Origin of the sequence: Streptomyces parvus, assembly GCF_032121415.1 — a bacterium.
Lineage (GTDB): Bacteria > Actinomycetota > Actinomycetes > Streptomycetales > Streptomycetaceae > Streptomyces > Streptomyces globisporus_A.
In genome coordinates this window covers 6,082,876-6,099,892 of sequence record NZ_CP135079.1, presented here as the reverse complement: position 1 = coordinate 6,099,892, position 17,017 = coordinate 6,082,876, and the positions used below count along the sequence as shown (strand labels likewise).

Below are 17,017 nucleotides of genomic sequence, written 5' to 3'. Positions count from 1 at the left end.
GCCGAACCGGATCGAAAGGAGCAGATTCCCGGGCGGCGGAGGAGTGAGGGGAGGAATCGCCGCACTGACGCGCATGCGGACGCCTGCGGCCGAGGGGCGCGGGGGTCAGCGGCGGGCGCCCCCGAGGCGCCCTTCCAGCTGGACGAGCAACTCGCCCAGACGGGAGGCGAGTTCATCGCGGTCGGGCTGGTCGAGACCGGCCAGCACCGAGCGTTCGTACGCCAGTTGCTCGGGGAGCAGCCGGTCGACCAGGGCCCGCCCCTCGTCGGTGAGACGGACATGGGCGACCCTCCGGTCGCGGTCGTCGCCCCGGCGCTCGACCAGGGCGCGGTCCTGGAGGGCGCGCAGCCGTTTGGTGACGGCGGCCCCGGAGGAGAAGGTCTCGCGGGCCAGCTCGCCGGGGGTCAGCTCCCGGTCCGTCCGGCGTACGGCGCCGAGGAGGTCGAATTCGGCGCGGGTCAGCCCCGCGGAGCGCAGCGGGGCGTCCTCCGCCTGCTGGAGGAGGGCGGCGCAGCGGTTGATCCGGCCGATGATCTCCATCGGCCCGGTGTCCAGCTCGGGGCTGACGTCCTGCCACTGCCGGACCACCGAGGCAACGATGTCGTCGGTCACTCCGCTCCGATCGAAGGGGCGTGGGCCGTGGGCCCGCACCGTTGTGCTGTCGCGGCGAGCGTACGGTGTCCGGCCTGTTCGGCCGCGAGAAGACGCTGCTCGGGCAGGGCGCGCTGCCACCATTCGCCGGCGGCGGTGTCACCCGCCTCGCGGAGTTCGACGAGGCTCGCGGTGAGCGTCCGGCGGGCCCGGTCCCGTTCGGCGGGCGCGACGGCGGGGTCGGTGCCGGCCCGTTCCGCGGCGGCACGGGCCCGGTCGGTGGCGTCGAGGGCCCGCTCGACCCGGCCCGCCGCCCGCCGGTTGGTGACCAGCGTCGCCGCCAGGAAGCCGGCGGCCGCGCCGAGGACGGTGTCCAGGACCCGGTCGCCGATCAGCTCCCCGGCCGGGTGGGCCCCGCCGAACTCCAGGACCAGCAGGGCCATCGGGGTCACCGCGACGGAGCCGAGCCAGTAGTTGCGGGTGATCAGGGCCTCGGCGGCGAAGCCGAAGAAGAGGCAGCAGCAGACGAGGGCGAGCGGGCTGATCCGTGAGAGGGGCAGAACGGCCGCGAAGACGAGCACGCCCAGGAGGTTGCCGAGGGTGCGCTGGAGGGTGCGGTTCCAGGACAGGGTGATGTTGGCCTGGTAAAGGGAAGCGGCGGTGACGATCGCCCAGTAGGGGCGGCCGACGCCGAGCGCGGCGCAGAGGTACCCGGCGAGCGCGCAGCCGACCAGGGTGCGGACGGCGACCGGCGCCAGCGGGGAGCCGGGACCGAGGCGGCGCAGCAGGGTGCGGCGGGCCGCGCGGCGGCCTTCGCGTACCCGCAGGGCGGCGCGTTCGGCGTCGATCCCGTAGAGCTCCTCGGCGGTTCCGGGGGCCGGCGGTGGTGTGGGCACGGGTCCCCGGCCCCGGGTCCGGGCGGCCCAGGCGCGCAGCCGTTCCAGATCGGCCTTCGTGGCCCCGGCCCCGGCCCCGGGACCCGGGGCCACGAAGGCCGCTTCGGCGTGCACCACCAGGCGCTCCAGCGACCGGCGTACGGGGGTGGGGCGCCCGGAGGCCAGCAGGCACTGCCAGGCGGCGTGCACGGCGGCGGCCGCGGCCCCGCGGTGGCGGGGGCCCGGGTCGGCGGCACAGACCGCCGCGGCCTCCAGGGCGCGGGCGACGGCCCGGCGTTCGGGTCCTTCGCGGCGGACCAGGGCGGGCGCGAGGGCGACCAGCCAGGCGAACGCGCCCGCGCCGAGGGTCAGGGCGAGGTGGCCGGGGATCTGGCCGAGGCGTTGCGGGGCGAAGAGGGCGGCCGAGCTGACGAAGGTGAAGATCACATGCCCGGGCGGTCCGATCCGGGTGGCGTCGCACAGCACCTTCTGTACGGCGGCGAGCAGCGCCCCGGCCGCGACGAGCACGGCGGTCGAGCCGGTGAGCGATGCGGTGACCAGGGAGAGGGCGAGCCCGGCGGCCATACCGAGCACCACCCCCGCGACGGCCCGCGCCCGCCGGGCGTACGGCAGGCCGTGGCCGTAGAGCGCGCACAGCGACCCGGCCATGGTGTAGATGACGAGGTCCAGCCGGCCGAGGGCCAGGAGCGTCAGATGGGGTACGGCGGAGGCGACGACCACGCTGAGGGCGGGCTTGAACCAGGTGTCCGAGGGCCGGGAGAGCCGGAGGGCCGAGGCCAGGGGGAGGCCGCGGACGGCCGAGGGGGGCTGCGGGAGCTTGCGGGCGGAGAGCCGCCCGGGGCGGACAGGTGTATCACTCACCCATACACGTTAACAGGTATTACACCTGTAAAGGATCCGACCTCTGTTCCAGCGGCTGCGACTCGGGCACACTGTCCCGCGGACAGCGCGACCCATATTCTTTGAATCTTCATGCACCCACTACGATGACGGGCGATGACCAGGGTGAGCACGCGGACCGACCGGCAGCGGTGCCGCTCCCGCGCGCCTTACGCCCTGGGCTGGGTCTTCTTCCTGCTGGCCATGCTCTTCTGCTGCTCGGCCGCCGCTTCGTCCGCCGCCGTGCCGGTCGCGACGGGCCCCGCCGAAGCGGTCGGCGTCCGCGCGTTCACCCCGGCACCCGACGCGGCCGTGGAACCGGTCGTGCTGGCGTCTCCGGCCGACCGCGGCCTGGGGACCTCGTGTCATGGGGGCTCGACGCACACGGTGGGCGTCGTGCTTCCGGCGTCGTCCGCCCCCGCGGCCGTTCCCTCGCCCGTGGCCCTCGCCCCCGCCGCCCCCCTCATGGGGGCCGCCTCCATCAGGGGCCCCGCACACGACGGTGTGCGTTCCGTCGATCAACTGCGCCTCCAGGTCCAACGGATCTAGAGGCCGGGTCCGCTCTCCCACCGCGCCCTGGCGCCGGTTCACCGGGAGCGGTTTGCCGTATGCCCCGCATCCCCCGCCCCTCATGCGCAGACACCTTGTGCATCGGTTGAACGACGAGGACCTCTCATGGCTTCCGCCAAGAACCAGAACACCCCGGCAGCGGCGCGCCGCGCCAAGCTCGACGAGGCGCGCCGCAAGGAGCGCGCCCGTGAACGCCGGGTCCGCATGATCACCATCGGCGCTTCGGTGGCCGTGGTCGCCGCCCTGGTCGCCGGAGGCGGCTACCTGATGGTGCAGGCCAACGAGAAGGAGAAGAAGGACGAGCAGGCCAAGACCTCGCCCGTCACCGGTGAGCGCAGCTGGGACAAGCTGACGCAGGAGCACGTCGCGAACAAGGTCGACTACCCGATGAACCCGCCCGTCGGGGGTGACCACAACCAGGTCTGGATGAACTGCAACGCGGACGTCTACACCGAGGAGATACCGAAGGAGAACGCCGTGCACTCGCTGGAGCACGGCGCGGTCTGGGTGACGTACAACGACAAGGCCTCGGACGCGGACATCGAGGCGCTGACCAAGAAGGTCAAGGCGACCCCGTACTCCCTGATGAGCCCGGTCAAGGACCAGAAGGACCCCCTGATGCTCAGCGCCTGGGGCAAGCAGGTCACGGTCAAGAACGCCTCGGACGACCGGGTCGAGCAGTTCTTCACCAAGTACGTGCAGGGCCCGCAGACCCCTGAGCCGGGGGCCGCCTGCACCGGCGGGCTGGACAAGTGACCGCCCTCGCACCCGCCCGCTCCACCCGCCGGCTGGTCCTCGCGGGGGCCTCGGTGCTGCTCGTCGCGCTGGGGCTGGTGGCGCTGATGGTCGTGCGCCCCTCGGCGGCCTCCCCGTCGGGGGCCTCGTCGTCGCAGTCCGCTCCGGCGGAGGACTCCGTGGACGCGGGCTTCGCCCGGGACATGGCGATCCACCACCAGCAGGCGGTCGAGATGTCGTTCATCGTGCGGGACCGCACCGACGACGAGGACGTGCGGCGTCTCGCGTACGACATCATCAACACCCAGGCCAATCAGCGCGGCATGATGCTGGGCTGGCTGGAGATGTGGGGGCTGCCGAAGAGCGCGGCCGGGCCGCCGATGGAGTGGATGGGGCACACCCTCACGCCGACCGGCGACGGTTCGCTGATGCCGGGCATGGCGACCGACGCGGAACTGGCGGCGCTCACGGCCGCGAAGGGCGAGAAGGCCGAGGTCCTGTTCCTGCGGCTGATGACCGTGCACCATCGCGCGGGCGCCGACATGGCGCAGGCCGCCGCCGGTTCGGCGAAGACGGACGCCATCCGGAACCTGGCGGAGGGCATGGTCCGGGGCCAGCAGTCGGAGATCGGACTGATGGCGGACATGCTGAAGGACCGGGGCGCCAAGCCCTGACCGGGAGGGGGTGGTTCCGGCCGCAGGGCCGGGGCCGCCCCTTCGCGCACCGCCCGTCCTGAGCCCTCATCGCATAGGCTCGGCGACGATATGAAGAGCATCCTCACTCCGCTGGGGCCCAAGGCCGACAAGGACACCGTGCGACGGCACAATCTGAGCCTGGTACTGCGTGCCGTGCGGGAGGAGGGCGAGCGCGGCGACGCCACGCGCGCCGGAGTGGCCGCCCGGGTCGGGCTGACCCGGGCCGCGGTGTCCTCGCTCGTCGAGCAGCTGATGGACAGCGGGTTCCTCACCGAGTCGGGCAAGACGTTCAGCGGCCAGGCCGGCCGCCCCGGCACCGCGCTCAAGGTGGCCCGCACCGGCCCGGCCGGGCTCGGTGTGGAGATCAACATCGATTACGTCTCGGTGTGCGTGGTGGATCTGGCGGGCACCGGCCGGGTCCGGCAGACCGAGCACATCGACAACCGGGGCGCACCCGCCGAGGAGGCGCTGGTGCGGGCGGCCCGGCTCGCGGCGCGGACCCTGGAGTCGGCGTACGAGCAGGAGTTGCGGCCGGTGGGCGCGGCGCTGGCGCTGCCGGGTCTCGTCTCGGGCGGGTCGGTGCGGCAGGCCCCCAACCTCGGCTGGAACGAGGTCCCGGCGCAGGAGCTGTTCGCCGAGGCGCTGGCCGCCCTGCGCCCCGGCCGTCCGGCGCTGCCGGTCGCCTCGGAGAACGAGGCCAATCTCGCGGCGCTGGCCGAGCTGTGGTTCGGCGGGCTCGGGGACGTCCGCAGCTTCCTCTATCTGACGGGTGAGATCGGGGTCGGCGGGGCGCTCGTGCTGAACGGCGAACTGCTGCGCGGAGCGCACGGTTTCGCCGGGGAGATCGGCCATGTGGTGGTGGATCCGGCGGGTCCGGAGTGCCGGTGCGGCTCGCGGGGGTGTCTGGAGCAGTACGCCGGACAGGCGGCGCTGCTGCGGGCGGCCGGGATCGAGGGGATCGGCGGCGCCTCCGGGGTTCTGGAGCTGGAGCGGCGCGCGGCGGCGAACGACCCGGGTGCGGTGGCCGCGATCGGTGATGCGGGCCGGATGCTGGGCCGGGTCCTGTCGGGGGCGGTGAATCTGGTGGACCCGGACGCGGTGGTGCTCGGCGGCGTCTACCGGGGCCTGATGCCGTGGCTGGCGCCGCCCGCCGACGAGGAGCTGACGGGCCGGGTGGTGTCGGGCCTCTGGTCGCCCGGCAGCGGCCGGCTCCGGGCGTCGTCGGTGGCGGGCGACGCGGCGCGGGGCGCGGCGGCGCTCGTGGTGCAGGACGTGCTGGACGATCCGGCGGCGTACGCGGAGCCGTCGGGCGGGTGAGCGGGGGGGGCCGGGGTGCCCGGCCCCCCGCTCACCCGCTCACCGGGTACGTCGGCTGCACCGGCGCACCCGGTGTGTCATCCCGTACGTCAGCGGACGGCGAGCAGGTGGTCCATGGCGAGCTGGTCCAGCGCCTCGAAGGCCATACCGCGTTCCGCCGCCGCGTCCACGTCGAACTCCTCGTACGCCGTGCGGTCGGCGAGCAGCTCGGCCAGGCCGTCCCGCGCGGTCGGGCGCGCCAGTTCGTCCAGGCGCGAGGCCCGCAGCGCCGCCCGCACCTCGGGGTCGGCCCGGAAGGCCGCGGCCCGCTCCTTGAGGATGAGGTAGTTGCGCATACAGCCCGCGGCCGAGGCCCAGACTCCGTCGTAGTCCTCGGTGCGCGGGGGCTTGAAGTCGAAGTGGCGCGGGCCTTCGTAGCCGCTCTCCAGCAGGTCGACGAGCCAGAACGCCTGGCGCAGATCGCCGGCGCCGAAGCGCAGGTCCTGGTCGTACTTGATGCCGGACTGGCCGTTGAGGTCGATGTGGAAGAGCTTGTCCGCCCACATGGCCTGGGCGATGCCGTGCGGGAAGTTGAGCCCGGCCATCTGCTCGTGCCCGGTCTCCGGGTTGACGCCGACCAGCTCCGGGCGCTCCAGGCGCTCGATGAAGGCCAGGGCGTGGCCGATGGTGGGCAGCAGGATGTCGCCGCGCGGCTCGTTGGGCTTGGGCTCGATGGCGAAGCGGAGGTCGTAGCCCTGTTCGGTGACGTACTCGCCGAGCAGGTCGAAGGCCTCCTTCATCCGGTGCAGGGCGAGGCGGACGTCCTTCGCCCCGCCGGACTCGGCGCCCTCGCGGCCGCCCCACGCCACGAAGGTCCTGGCGCCCAGCTCGACGGCGAGGTCGATGTTGCGCAGGGTCTTGCGGAGTGCGTAGCGGCGTACGTCGCGGTCGTTGGCGGTGAACCCGCCGTCCTTGAAGACGGGGTGCGTGAAGAGGTTCGTCGTCACCATGGGCACGACGAGTCCGCTGCGGTCGACCGCCTGCCGGAAACGCTTGACGATCCTCTCGCGCTCGGTCTCCGGCGCGCCGAAGGGAATCAGGTCGTCGTCGTGGAAGGTCACGCCCCAGGCGCCCAGCTCCGCGAGCCGCTGCACCGAGTCGACGGGGTCGATGGCGGCGCGGGTCGCGTCGCCGAAGGGGTCCCGGCCCTGCCAGCCCACGGTCCACAGACCGAAACTGAACTTGTCCTCGGGGGTGGGGGTGAAGCGTTCCGTCATCGTCGTCCGACCGCCTTCGCCTGCCGTCGGGACGCCGGGCGGCGAGCCCGGCACCCCTATTTGTTCAGTGTCATGACTAATCAAGCACACCGCACCCCGGCACGGAACCCCCCGGCCGTGCGGAACACCCGCGACCCCCTGTGCAGCGGGCCACGCATCCCGTAATTTGTTCATGCCGCAGCTGAATGACCGGCGCGCGCCCCGCACAGCGGTCCCACCCGCGACCAGCCCCCTGACCAGCCCCGCAGCACGAAAGAGGCTCCCCATGCCGTCACCCGCCGTCGTCATCGGCGTGGACAGTTCGACGCAGTCCACCAAGGCAGCCTTCATCGACGCCGTGACCGGCGAACAGCTCGCCGTGGGGCGCGCCCCGCACCTGGTCACCGGCGAGGCGGGGGCCCGGGAGAGCGATCCGGAGATCTGGTGGCGGGCGCTGTGCGAGGCGGTGGCCGCAGGGCTGAAGGAGTCCGGTCTCCCCGCCCGCGCGGTCACCGGGATCGCGGTGGCCGGGCAGCAGCACGGGCTCGTCGTGCTCGACCGGGCGGGCCGGCCGCTGCGCCCCGCGCTGCTGTGGAACGACACCCGCTCCGCGCCGCAGGCCGCCGGTCTCACGGATGCGCTCGGCGGGCCGGGGGCCTGGACGGCGCGGACCGGGTCCGTGCCGGTGGCGTCCATCACCGCCTCCAAGTGGCAGTGGCTGCGGGAGAACGACCCGGCGAGCGCGGCGGACGCGGCGGCGGTCCGGCTCCCCCACGACTTCCTGACCGAGCGCCTCGCGGGCGTCGCCGCCACCGACCCCGGGGACGCCTCGGGCAGCGGCTGGTACTCCACCGCGACCGGCGCGTACGACCCCGAACTGCTGGACCTCCTCGGCCTGGACGCGGCCCTGCTCCCTGAGGTGGCGCCCACCGGGGCGGCCCGGATCGGCTCGCTCACCGAAGCGGCGGCCGAGGCGCTCGGCCTGCCCGCGGGCATCGCCGTGGCGGCCGGCACGGGCGACAACATGAGCGCGGCCGTGGGCCTCGGGCTGGGCGGCGAGGGGCTGCTGGACCACCCGGCCCTCAGCCTCGGGACCTCCGGCACGGTGTTCGCGGCCTCCCGCACCCGGCCCGCCTCCCCGGCGCTCAACGGGTTCGCCGCCGCCGACGGTACGTACCTCCCGCTGGCCTGCACCCTCAACTGCACGCTCGCCGTGGACAAGGTGGCGGCCCTGCTGGGCCTGGACCGCGAGGACGCGGCACCCGGCGGCGAGGCGGTCCTGCTCCCGTACCTCGACGGCGAACGGACCCCCGACCTGCCGACCGCCTCCGGCCTCCTCACCGGACTCCGCCACGACTCGACCCGGCAGCAACTGCTGGGCGCCGCCTACGAGGGCGCGGCCGTCACCGTGCTGCGCGCCACGGACGAACTGCTGTCGGCCTGCGGCCTCGACCCGGACTCCCCCGAGGTCGCCGCCCGCCCGCTGCGCCTGATCGGCGGCGGGGCTCAGGGCGGAATGTGGGTGGAGACGGTACGCCGCCTCTCCGGCCGCCCGCTGGTCATCCCGGGCAGCGGAGAGCTGGTCGCCCTCGGCGCGGCGGCGCTGGCCGCCTCGGCCGCGGGCGGCGGCGACCCGGTGGCCCTGGCGACGGCCTGGCAGACGTCCGGGACGGACCGTCAGCTGCCGCCGGTGGAACGGGACACGGAGACCTGGGAGCGGGTCACGTCCGTCCTGGAGCAGGCGTCTCAGCCGCTGCTCGGAGGTGCGTGACGGCTCAGGGCACCAGCGTCTCCTCGATGAGGCGTACGGCACGCGGGACGCCGCCCTCGCTCAGGGCCTCGGCGCGCAGCCGTGCGGACCTGCGCGCCACCTCGGGGTCGGCGAGCAGGTCGTCCAGGGCGGCCCGCAGGGTTTCGGCGGTGGCGTCCGCGATGTCGACACGGCGGGCGACGCCCAACTCCACCAGCCGGTCCGCGTTCATGAACTGTTCGGCGCCCTGGGGCACGGCGATCATCGGGACGCCCGCGCGGAGGCCGTCGCCGCAGCCGCCCATTCCGGCATGGGTGACGAACGCGTCCGCCTGTTCCAGGATCGCCCGCGGGGTCGGTGGGCCAGTTGTTGTCCGCGACCGGCAGCGTCGAGGCGCACGGGACGAACGCGGCTCCGGTCGCGGCGATCCGGTCCTCCACGACCGGGTCGTTGGCGTAGGTGACCCGGTGGCCGCGGGCCACCAGTTCGCGGACGATACCGAGGCTGGGCAGGACGTGGCTGACGATCGGGATGCCGATGATCGCGATGTGGGAGCGGTGCCGGGACAGGGGTGATCACTCGCTTCGGGTGGGGGCACGGGAGGCCGGGCCTTCGAGTACGGGCACGCGGTCGGCCCGCAGCGTCAGTCGGGTGCCCCGCCAGCGGCGCCGGAGCAGCCGGTCGTGGCTGACGAGGACGACGGTGCCCGCGAAACCGGACAGGGCGCTCTCCAACTCCTCGGCGAGAGCGGGAGAGAGATGGTTGGTGGGCTCGTCGAGGAGCAGCACGTCGGCGGGCCGGGAGACCAGCCGTGCCAGGGCGAGCCGCTGACGCTGACCGGTGGAGAGCCGGGCGACGGGCACCGACAGCCGGTCAGGGTCGAACAGCCCGAGCGCCAGCAGCCGTTCGGCGTGCTCGTCCGGGTCCCCCGGCAGCCCGCGTGCGTAGGCGGCCAGCAGGGTCTCGTGCGGCGAGCCCGGCGCGGGGTCCTGCCGGAGGTGGCCGAGCCGGCCTCGCCGGACGACGTACCCCTGGTCGGCGGCCAGTTCGCCGGTCAGGACGCTGAGAAGGGTGCTCTTCCCCGCGCCGTTCCCGCCGGTGATCAGCAGGTGTTCGCCCGCCCGTACCGTCAGGTCGACCGGGGCCAGCCTGCCCGAGACACCGACTCCGACGGCGTCGATCACCGTGCCGGTCAGGGGTGCGGCGTGCAGGGCGGGTGAGAAGGCCAGCGGGTCCGGCGGGGCCGGGACGGGGTGGGCCAGCAGGCGGCGCAGCCGTTCCTCGGCGTTGCGGACGCGGCCGGCCAGCGACTGCTGCACGCGAGCGCCGGCCTGGTTGTAGGAGAGCTTGTCGCCGTCCTTCATCGGACGGCCGGGCGCAACCCGGCGGGCCGTGCCGGCGATCGCGTCGCGCAGTCGGCCGGTCTCCTCGCACCACCGCTCGTGGTCCCGGCGCCGGCGCAGCCGGGCCGCGGCCTTCTCGGCGAGGTAGCCGGCATAGCCGTTGCCGTACCGGACGACGTCGTGCCGGTCCCCGTCCACTTCCAGGAAGCCGGAGGCGACCTGTTCCAGGAAGCCCCGGTCGTGCGAGACGACCGCCGTGGTGCCCCAGTGGCCGCGCAGGTGCTCCTCCAGCCAGGTCAGGGCGGCCTCGTCCAGGTGGTTGGTCGGCTCGTCGAGGAGCAGCACCTCCGGGGCCGCCGCCAGCACCGCGGCGAGGCGCAGCCGGGCCCGCTCACCGCCGGAGAGCGCACCCATGGTCGAGGCGCGGTCCACCTGGCGCAGGCCGAGTCCGTGCAGGGCCCGCTCCAACCGGGCGTCGGCGTCGTAGCCCCCGCGCAGTTCGAAGACCGAGACGGCGTCGGCGTACGCGTCGAGGACCGACGGGTCGCCGCCGGCCATCGCCGCTTCCAGGCGGCGCATCCGGGCCTCGATCGACCGGAGGTCGCCGAGGGCACGGTCGATCACCTGCTGCGCCGTCATGGCGGCCGGGAGGTCTTCGTCCTGGGCGAGGTAGCCGACGCCGCCGTCGGCCCGCACGACGATCCGCCCCTGGTCGGGGCTCTCCCGCCCGGCGAGCAGCCGCAGGAGGGTGGTTTTGCCGGACCCGTTCTCGCCGACGACGGCGGTGCGTTCACCCGGCGCGAACGAGCAGGTCACCGAGTCGAGGACGGGCCTGCCGCCGAAGGCCTTGCTGACGGCGAGCGCTGTGATCTGGGTGGGCATACGGCGACTCCGAAGCTGTCGTGGAAGAGGCGATGGCGGTGGACCGCGAGGCCGGGGGGAAGCTTCGGAGGAACATCGGCGACTCCACTAGTGCGACAACTGTTGCTTTAAGATGCTGCCATGACCACCCCCACCGGGCAACGGGATTGCCGATGAACCCGCCGCCGCACGACCCGCCGGGCCGCCGGCCGGGCGGCCGCACCGCGCGCATCCGGGCCCAGGTGCTCGACGCCGTCCGTGCCGAACTCGGCGAACACGGTTTCGAGGGGCTCACGATGGAGGCCGTCGCGGCCCGCGCCGGGGTGCACCGGACCACGGTCTACCGGCGCTGGCAGGACATCGGCGGCCTGCTCGCCGATGTCCTCGACGCGGCGGGCGAGGACGACTGGGCTCCGCCGGACACGGGCTCCCTGCGCGGCGATCTGACGGCCCTCAACGAGGAGATCCATGACTCCTTGGCCGTACGGCCCTCGATCCCGCAGGCCCTGGTCGCCGCCTCGTTCCGCTCCTCACGGGCGGCCGAGGCCCAGCAGCGACTGTGGGAGGACCGGTACACACGCTGCGAGGCCATCGTCGAGCGCGCCGCCTCCCGGGGCGAACTCCCACCGCACACAGCCGCCCGGCCCCTGCTGATCGCCGCCACCGCACCCCTCTACCACCACCTGGTGCTGCTGCGGACCGCCCCCGATCGGCACCTGGCCGCCCAGGCGGCGACCACGGCGGCTCTGGCCGCCACCGCCGGCGCGTTCACCCGCCCGGCACCGGGCGAAGAGCCCTGACGGAGGGGTGCGGCGAGGAGCGGCGACCGGGGGCACGGGCCCCGAAGCCCCCGGTTGGGAATACGAACTAATTTTCCATAAGATCCGGCGATGATCACTAGAAAACGGCTGACGACCGGGGTGGGCATAACGCTCGCCACCCTGGCCGCCGGGCTCGGCACCGCGATTCCCGCCGCCGCCGACGAAGCCCCCGCCGGCCCCTCCCCCAAGGTCGAGCTGGTGCTCGACGTCAGCGGTTCCATGCGCACCCGGGACATCGACGGCCAGTCCCGGATGGCCGCCGCCAAGCAGGCGTTCAACGACGTTCTGGACGCGGTGCCCGAGCAGGTTCAGCTCGGGATCCGGACGCTCGGTGCGGACTATCCGGGTGAGGACCGCAAGGTCGGGTGCAAGGACACCCGGCAGCTCTACCCGGTCGGCCCGCTCGACCGTACGGAGGCCAAGACCGCGGTCGCCACCCTCGCCCCCACCGGGTTCACCCCGATCGGGCCCGCCCTGCTCGGGGCTGCCGACGATCTGGAGGGCGGGAACGGTTCGCGGCGGATCGTGCTCATCACGGACGGCGAGGACACCTGCGGGCCGCTCGACCCGTGCGAGGTGGCCCGGGAGATCGCGGCCCGGGGCACCCACCTGGTCGTGGACACGCTGGGTCTGGTGCCCAACGCCAGGATCCGCCAGCAGCTGACCTGTATCGCGGAGGCCACCGGCGGCACGTACACCGCCGTCCAGCACAAGGAAGAACTCTCCGGCCGCGTCAAGCAGTTGGTGGACCGGGCCGCCGAGCCCGCCGTCACTCCGGTGGCGACCGAGGGGGCCAAGAGCTGTTCCGGCGCGCCCGAGCTGAAGCCGGGCCTCTTCACCGACCGCTCGGAGATCGGCCGGCACCGCTGGTACCGCGTCGATGTGCTGCCCGGTCAGGAGCTGCGCGCCTCGGCGAGCGTCGCGGCCGACCGTGCCGTGGACAACGACTACGGGGTGCTGCTGCGCGCGGTGACCGTACACGGGCGCGAGATCGTCCGGGGCGCCGAGGCCGGGACCGGCCGCACGGACGTGATCTCGTCCGGCCTGCGCTACCCGAAGCCCGAGGCGGAGGACGGTGACGACGGCGCCGGCAAGCCCGCCGCCGAGACCGTCTGCCTCCAGCTCGCCCACTCCTTCTCCGCACCCGCCTCGGTGAAGCGGTCTCCCGGCCTGCCGGTCGAGCTGACCGTGGATCTGGTGGACGGCCCGGACAACGCCTCGGACGTGGCGGCCTTCGGGCTCGGCCGCGGCTGGTGGCTGCTCGGCGTGCTCGTGCTGACCGGACTGGTCGCGGGCCTGCTGGCCGGCTGGCTCTCGCGCTGGCGTGTGGCCGTCTGGAGGACGAACTGATGACCAGGACACTTCGCCGCACCCGCGGCGTACGACACGCGCTCACCGGGGCGCTGCTCGTCGGACTGACCCTTCTCACCACCGCAGGCCCGGCGCTCGCTGACGATCCGTCGGCGAGCGCGAGCCCCGCCGGGGACGAGGCCGGACCCACGGAGGCCGGCACCACGTTCCGTACGGCGACCGCTCTCAAGCAGGGCCAGACCGGGACCGCCCGGGCCTCGGCCGGCGACTACCTGTACTGGGTGTTCCCGGCCGACGCCGGTCAGCGGCCCACCGTCGAGGCCACGGTCAGGCTGCCCGAGAGCGCCGCCCGGCGCGGTACGTCCACCTGGCAGGTCGACGTGTACGACGGGCTGCGCCGCCGCCAGGCCTGCATGTACGGCCACCAGACCCGTAAGGCCGCGGCCGACGCGGCCACCGTCGAGCTGTCCTGCGTCCTGCGCCCCGTGCGGTCCTGGTCCGAGCCCTGGGCGAACGACCCGCTGCCCGGCAGCTACTACGTCCGCCTCACGGTGGTGGACCTGCCCGCCTCCGACCTGGGGCTGCCGGTCGGCGTCGAGGTCCGGACGAGCGTCGAGGAGCTGGGCGGGGGCCATGACGGGGGCGGCACCCTCTCCGAGCCGCTCGTGCCGGGCGTCTCGATCGCCTCGGCGGGCGAGACGGGCGACGCACGTGCTTCGGGCGCGCCGCGGGCCGTCGCCACCGGTGAGCCGGAGGACGGCTGGTCCTCGGGCTGGTGGACCGACCGCTGGCTGTGGACCGTGGGCGGTGGCGTGCTCGCCGCGCTGGCAGCCGTGTTCGGCTATTCGCTGACGCGGGGCCGGGGCCGCCCGGCCCACCTGCCGCCCGGCCTCTGACAGACGCGCCGGCGCCGCGCATGGCGGCCCGCCCCGGCCTCGACGATCCTGGCTCCCGACAAGGGCCGGACCGTCGAGGCCGGGGCACGCCGGGCCGGCTCCGACGCGGCGGAGGGGAACGCGATGAGCGGGACGACGACGTACGTACGGTTCCAGAGCACCGAGCGGAGCCCCCGGGGCCAATTCCCGGGCATCTTCGCCCTGGCCAACGGACTGGCGGGGGAGGGGCGTCTCAGCGAGGAGCAGCACCGCTTCTGGCGGGCGGGGAACGACTGGTACGACGCCGCGTACCCCGACCCCTCGCGGGTCGACCCGTCGGTGTACGACCCCGACGTGAACCCCGGGGCGGTGGCCTGGTTCAAGGGGACCGCGACCCATCTGCTGGACCGGATCCCGGGTTATCTCGCGCTGCTGGCCGCGCACGGGGTGCCTTGCGAGCGGCTGGAGTCCGCGGATCCCGGCAGGGTCGTGTACGAGGACGACGTCCAGCTCGTCGTGGTGCCCCGGCCGGGGATTCTCCCCCGGGGACGAAACTCCGCCCCCCATCCCTGTGCGAATCCGCAGGCAGCTGCGGCTGCCCTCGACAACTCGCCCATCCAGTAAGGCATCTGGCGGATTCTGGCCATGCGCCGCCGACGTCCTGGTGAAGCGCCGCCCCCATCCTGTTCGATGGGTTCGAACGGTTGCGCGTCGGCATGGCGCGCCCCAGGGAGCGGAGTTCCTCGATGTCCACGCAGACCGGTCCGGTGCCCGGCACCCAGCCTCGCGGCCACGCGTTCACGCCGGGGCCCAAGGGGCTGCCGCTGGTGGGGAACCTGCCGCAGTTCGGGAAGAATCCGCTGGCCTTCTTCGAACTCCTGCGCGGGCACGGGGACATGGTGCGCTGGCGGTTCGGCCGCCACCGGTGCGTCTTCCTCTCCGACCCCGATTGCATAGGCGAGTTGCTGACCGGGACGGAGCACACTTTCGACCAGCCGAAGCTCGGTATCGCGTTCCGTACGGTGCTGGGGAACGGGATGCTCGTGGCGCGGGGCCGGGACTGGCGGCGCAAACGCTCGCTGGTGCAGCCCTCGGTGCGGCCCAAGCAGGTCACGTCGTACGCGGCCACGATGGCCGACTCGGCGGTGGAGCTGGCGGACCGCTGGTCGGACGGCCAACGGATCGACGTCAAGCAGGAGATGGCCGCGCTGACGCAGAAGATCGCCGTGCGGACGATCTTCGGGGTGGACACCCCCGCGGACTCCGAGGCGATGGGCCGGGCGATGGACGTCGCCCAGATGGAGATCGGCAAGGAGTTCGCCGGGATCGGCGCGCTGCTCCCCGACTGGGTGCCGACGCCGGGCCGGGGGCGGATCAAGAAGGCCGCCGCCGTCATCGACGCCGAGGTGGGCCGGGTCGTCGCCCGGCACCGGGACAGCGAGGAGGAACGCCCCGACCTGCTCAGCCGGCTGCTCGCCGCCGTCGACGAGAGCGGGAGGCACCTCACGGACGACGAGATCCGCGACGAGACGGTCACGCTGTACATCGGCGGTCATGAGACGACGAGTACGACGCTGGTGTGGGTGTGGTATCTGCTCGGCCGCAACCCCCGGGTGCGCGACGCGCTCGCCGAGGAGCTGGACCACGTGCTCGGCGACCGGGAGCCCGGCTTCGAGGACTACACGCGGCTGACGTACACCCAGGCCGTGGTGAAGGAGACCCTTCGGCTGTACCCGGCGGTCTGGCTGCTCACCGGTATCGCGAAGGCAGGAGCGACGGTCGGGGGCCTGCCGATCGAGGAGGGCACCCGGGTGTGGACCAGCCAGTGGGCCACGCAGCGCGACGCGCGGTGGTTCCCGGAGCCGGAGGAGTTCCGGCCCGAGCGCTGGGACCCCACGGGCGGCGACGAGATACCGGAGTACGCGTGGTTCCCGTTCGGCGGCGGGCCCCGGGTCTGCATCGGAACGCGCTTCGCGATGGTGGAGGCCGTCCTCCTGCTGGCCGTGCTGGCCCGCCGGTTCACGCTCGACGTCGACCCGGGTGAGATCACCCCGGTGACGGGCCTGACGCTCCAGCCGGACCGGGACGTCACGGCGACGGTCCGGGCGCGGTAGCGGGCCGGCTCCCCGGCCCCTCGGGAGAGGAGCCGGGCGCCGGAGAGCGTCAGCCCTCGGGCAGCCACGTCTTCCAGACGTCCGGGTGGCGCTCGATCCAGCGCTTCGCCGCCTCCTGGGGGGTGAGCTTCTGCGAGGCGATCATCTCGGACACCTCGTTCTGGTCCTTCTCCGACCAGTGGAACTTCTTCAGGAACGCGGACGCGTCCCCGCCGCGCTCGGCGAAGTCGGCGTTGAGGAACTTCTGCAGCGGTGTCGTCGGGTACGCGCAGTCGATGTCCGCCGGGTCCTTGGCGGCGCACTCGTCCGTGTACTCGGGGAGCTCCACCTCGACCATCGGCACCTCGTTGAACAGCCACTGCGGCTGGTACCAGTAACTGAGGAAGGGCTTCTTCTCCTTGGCGAACTGCTGGATCTGGGTGATCTGGGCCGCCTCGGACCCGGCGAAGACCACCTTGTAGTCCAGGTCCAGGTTCTTCACCAGGGCCACGTCGTTGGTGACGTAGGACGGCGAGCCGTCCATCAGCTGGCCCTTGCCGCCGCTCTCGGCGGTCTTCAGCTCGTCCGCGTACTTGTCGAGGTTCTTCCAGTCGGTGACGTCGGGGTTCTTGTCGGCCCAGTACTTCGGGACGTACCAGCCGATGTGGCCGGTGACGCCGAGGTCGCCGCCCCGGACGATGGTCTTCTTCTCGTCGATGTACAGCTTCTCCTGGTCCGGGTGGCCCCAGTCCTCCAGGATCGCGTCGACGCGGCCCTGGCTGAGGGCGTCCCAGGCGGGGACCTCGTCGGTCTGGACGAGGTCGACGCGGTAGCCGAGCTCCTCCTTGAGGAGCTGCTCGGCTACGGCGACGTTCGCCTGGGCGCCGACCCAGGACTGGACGGAGAGCGTCACCGTCCTGACCCCGGCGGGGGCGGCGAACGGGGAGGCCTGCTTGGTCATGTCGGCGGCGCCGCAGCCCGCCGTGGCGAGCAGGGCGGCGGCCGACGACAGCGCCGTGATCAGGCGCGTACGGGAGCGGTTCAT

Annotated in this window: 15 protein-coding genes and 1 pseudogene; 10 read left to right on the top strand and 6 right to left on the bottom strand. The window is 73.5% G+C overall.

The genetic code is table 11. The features are described 5' to 3' along the window. Window positions 1–105: 105 nt before the first annotated feature. Entirely contained in the window at window positions 106–612 is a 507-nt protein-coding gene (locus RNL97_RS28390; RefSeq protein WP_243315834.1) for a MarR family winged helix-turn-helix transcriptional regulator, read from the bottom strand. Further along, complete coding sequence (locus RNL97_RS28385; protein WP_398867036.1) at window positions 609–2,348, bottom strand: FUSC family protein; 1,740 nt, start codon at window positions 2,346–2,348, stop codon at window positions 609–611. Before RNL97_RS28385 ends, RNL97_RS28390 begins: the two co-directional genes overlap by 4 nt. Before the next feature lie 135 nt (window positions 2,349–2,483). On the opposite strand from RNL97_RS28385, the gene RNL97_RS28380 reads away from it, so the two are divergent. The 4 genes from RNL97_RS28380 (at window position 2,484) to RNL97_RS28365 (ending at window position 5,683) form a co-directional block, all read left to right on the top strand. Continuing rightward, the gene (locus tag RNL97_RS28380; protein ID WP_243315833.1) at window positions 2,484–2,915 is read left to right on the top strand and encodes a hypothetical protein; all 432 of its coding nucleotides are present in this window, start codon (window positions 2,484–2,486) and stop codon (window positions 2,913–2,915) included. 126 nt (window positions 2,916–3,041) lie between these two features. Then, window positions 3,042–3,692 carry a DUF3105 domain-containing protein gene (locus tag RNL97_RS28375; RefSeq protein WP_030582640.1) on the top strand — a complete coding sequence of 217 codons (651 nt, stop codon included), beginning with the start codon at window positions 3,042–3,044 and terminating at the stop codon, window positions 3,690–3,692. Further along, complete coding sequence (locus RNL97_RS28370; RefSeq protein ID WP_030582643.1) at window positions 3,689–4,345, top strand: DUF305 domain-containing protein; 657 nt, start codon at window positions 3,689–3,691, stop codon at window positions 4,343–4,345. Before RNL97_RS28375 ends, RNL97_RS28370 begins: the two co-directional genes overlap by 4 nt. A gap of 90 nt (window positions 4,346–4,435) precedes the next feature. Beyond that, window positions 4,436–5,683: an ROK family protein gene (locus RNL97_RS28365; RefSeq protein ID WP_030582646.1), complete on the top strand. Its 1,248-nt coding sequence runs from the start codon at window positions 4,436–4,438 to the stop codon at window positions 5,681–5,683. 89 nt (window positions 5,684–5,772) lie between these two features. Here RNL97_RS28365 and xylA read toward each other — a convergent pair whose 3' ends face one another. Further along, the gene (gene xylA, locus RNL97_RS28360; protein ID WP_030582649.1) at window positions 5,773–6,939 is read right to left on the bottom strand and encodes a xylose isomerase; all 1,167 of its coding nucleotides are present in this window, start codon (window positions 6,937–6,939) and stop codon (window positions 5,773–5,775) included. A gap of 265 nt (window positions 6,940–7,204) precedes the next feature. Here xylA and xylB point away from each other — a divergent pair, with 265 nt between their 5' ends. Further along, on the top strand, window positions 7,205–8,689 hold the full coding sequence (gene xylB, locus RNL97_RS28355) for a xylulokinase (protein ID WP_313751354.1): 1,485 nt from the start codon (window positions 7,205–7,207) through the stop codon (window positions 8,687–8,689). A 4-nt stretch (window positions 8,690–8,693) separates the two neighbouring features. Here xylB and RNL97_RS28350 read toward each other — a convergent pair. Further along, a pseudogene (locus RNL97_RS28350) lies at window positions 8,694–9,237 on the bottom strand (nucleotide disphospho-sugar-binding domain-containing protein). A 6-nt stretch (window positions 9,238–9,243) separates the two neighbouring features. Further along, entirely contained in the window at window positions 9,244–10,893 is a 1,650-nt protein-coding gene (locus RNL97_RS28345; protein WP_243315828.1) for an ABC-F family ATP-binding cassette domain-containing protein, read from the bottom strand. A 152-nt stretch (window positions 10,894–11,045) separates the two neighbouring features. Here RNL97_RS28345 and RNL97_RS28340 point away from each other — a divergent pair, with 152 nt between their 5' ends. From RNL97_RS28340 to RNL97_RS28320, 5 genes are all read left to right on the top strand, one after another. After that, a complete protein-coding gene (locus tag RNL97_RS28340) occupies window positions 11,046–11,672 on the top strand; it encodes a TetR/AcrR family transcriptional regulator (protein WP_030582659.1) in 627 nt (208 codons plus the stop codon). Between the two features lie 90 nt (window positions 11,673–11,762). Further along, window positions 11,763–13,043: a VWA domain-containing protein gene (locus tag RNL97_RS28335; protein ID WP_030582661.1), complete on the top strand. Its 1,281-nt coding sequence runs from the start codon at window positions 11,763–11,765 to the stop codon at window positions 13,041–13,043. After that, window positions 13,043–13,900 (top strand): hypothetical protein, encoded by an 858-nt coding sequence (locus RNL97_RS28330; RefSeq protein WP_243315827.1) that lies wholly within the window; start codon window positions 13,043–13,045, stop codon window positions 13,898–13,900. The genes RNL97_RS28335 and RNL97_RS28330 overlap by 1 nt, the downstream gene beginning before the upstream one ends. Before the next feature lie 123 nt (window positions 13,901–14,023). Then, window positions 14,024–14,503 (top strand): hypothetical protein, encoded by a 480-nt coding sequence (locus tag RNL97_RS28325; protein WP_030582667.1) that lies wholly within the window; start codon window positions 14,024–14,026, stop codon window positions 14,501–14,503. 122 nt (window positions 14,504–14,625) lie between these two features. After that, the gene (locus RNL97_RS28320) at window positions 14,626–15,993 is read left to right on the top strand and encodes a cytochrome P450 (RefSeq protein WP_030582670.1); all 1,368 of its coding nucleotides are present in this window, start codon (window positions 14,626–14,628) and stop codon (window positions 15,991–15,993) included. A 49-nt stretch (window positions 15,994–16,042) separates the two neighbouring features. Here RNL97_RS28320 and RNL97_RS28315 read toward each other — a convergent pair whose 3' ends face one another. Then, window positions 16,043–17,017, bottom strand: a complete 975-nt coding sequence (locus RNL97_RS28315) for an ABC transporter substrate-binding protein (protein ID WP_030582673.1) — start codon at window positions 17,015–17,017, stop codon at window positions 16,043–16,045.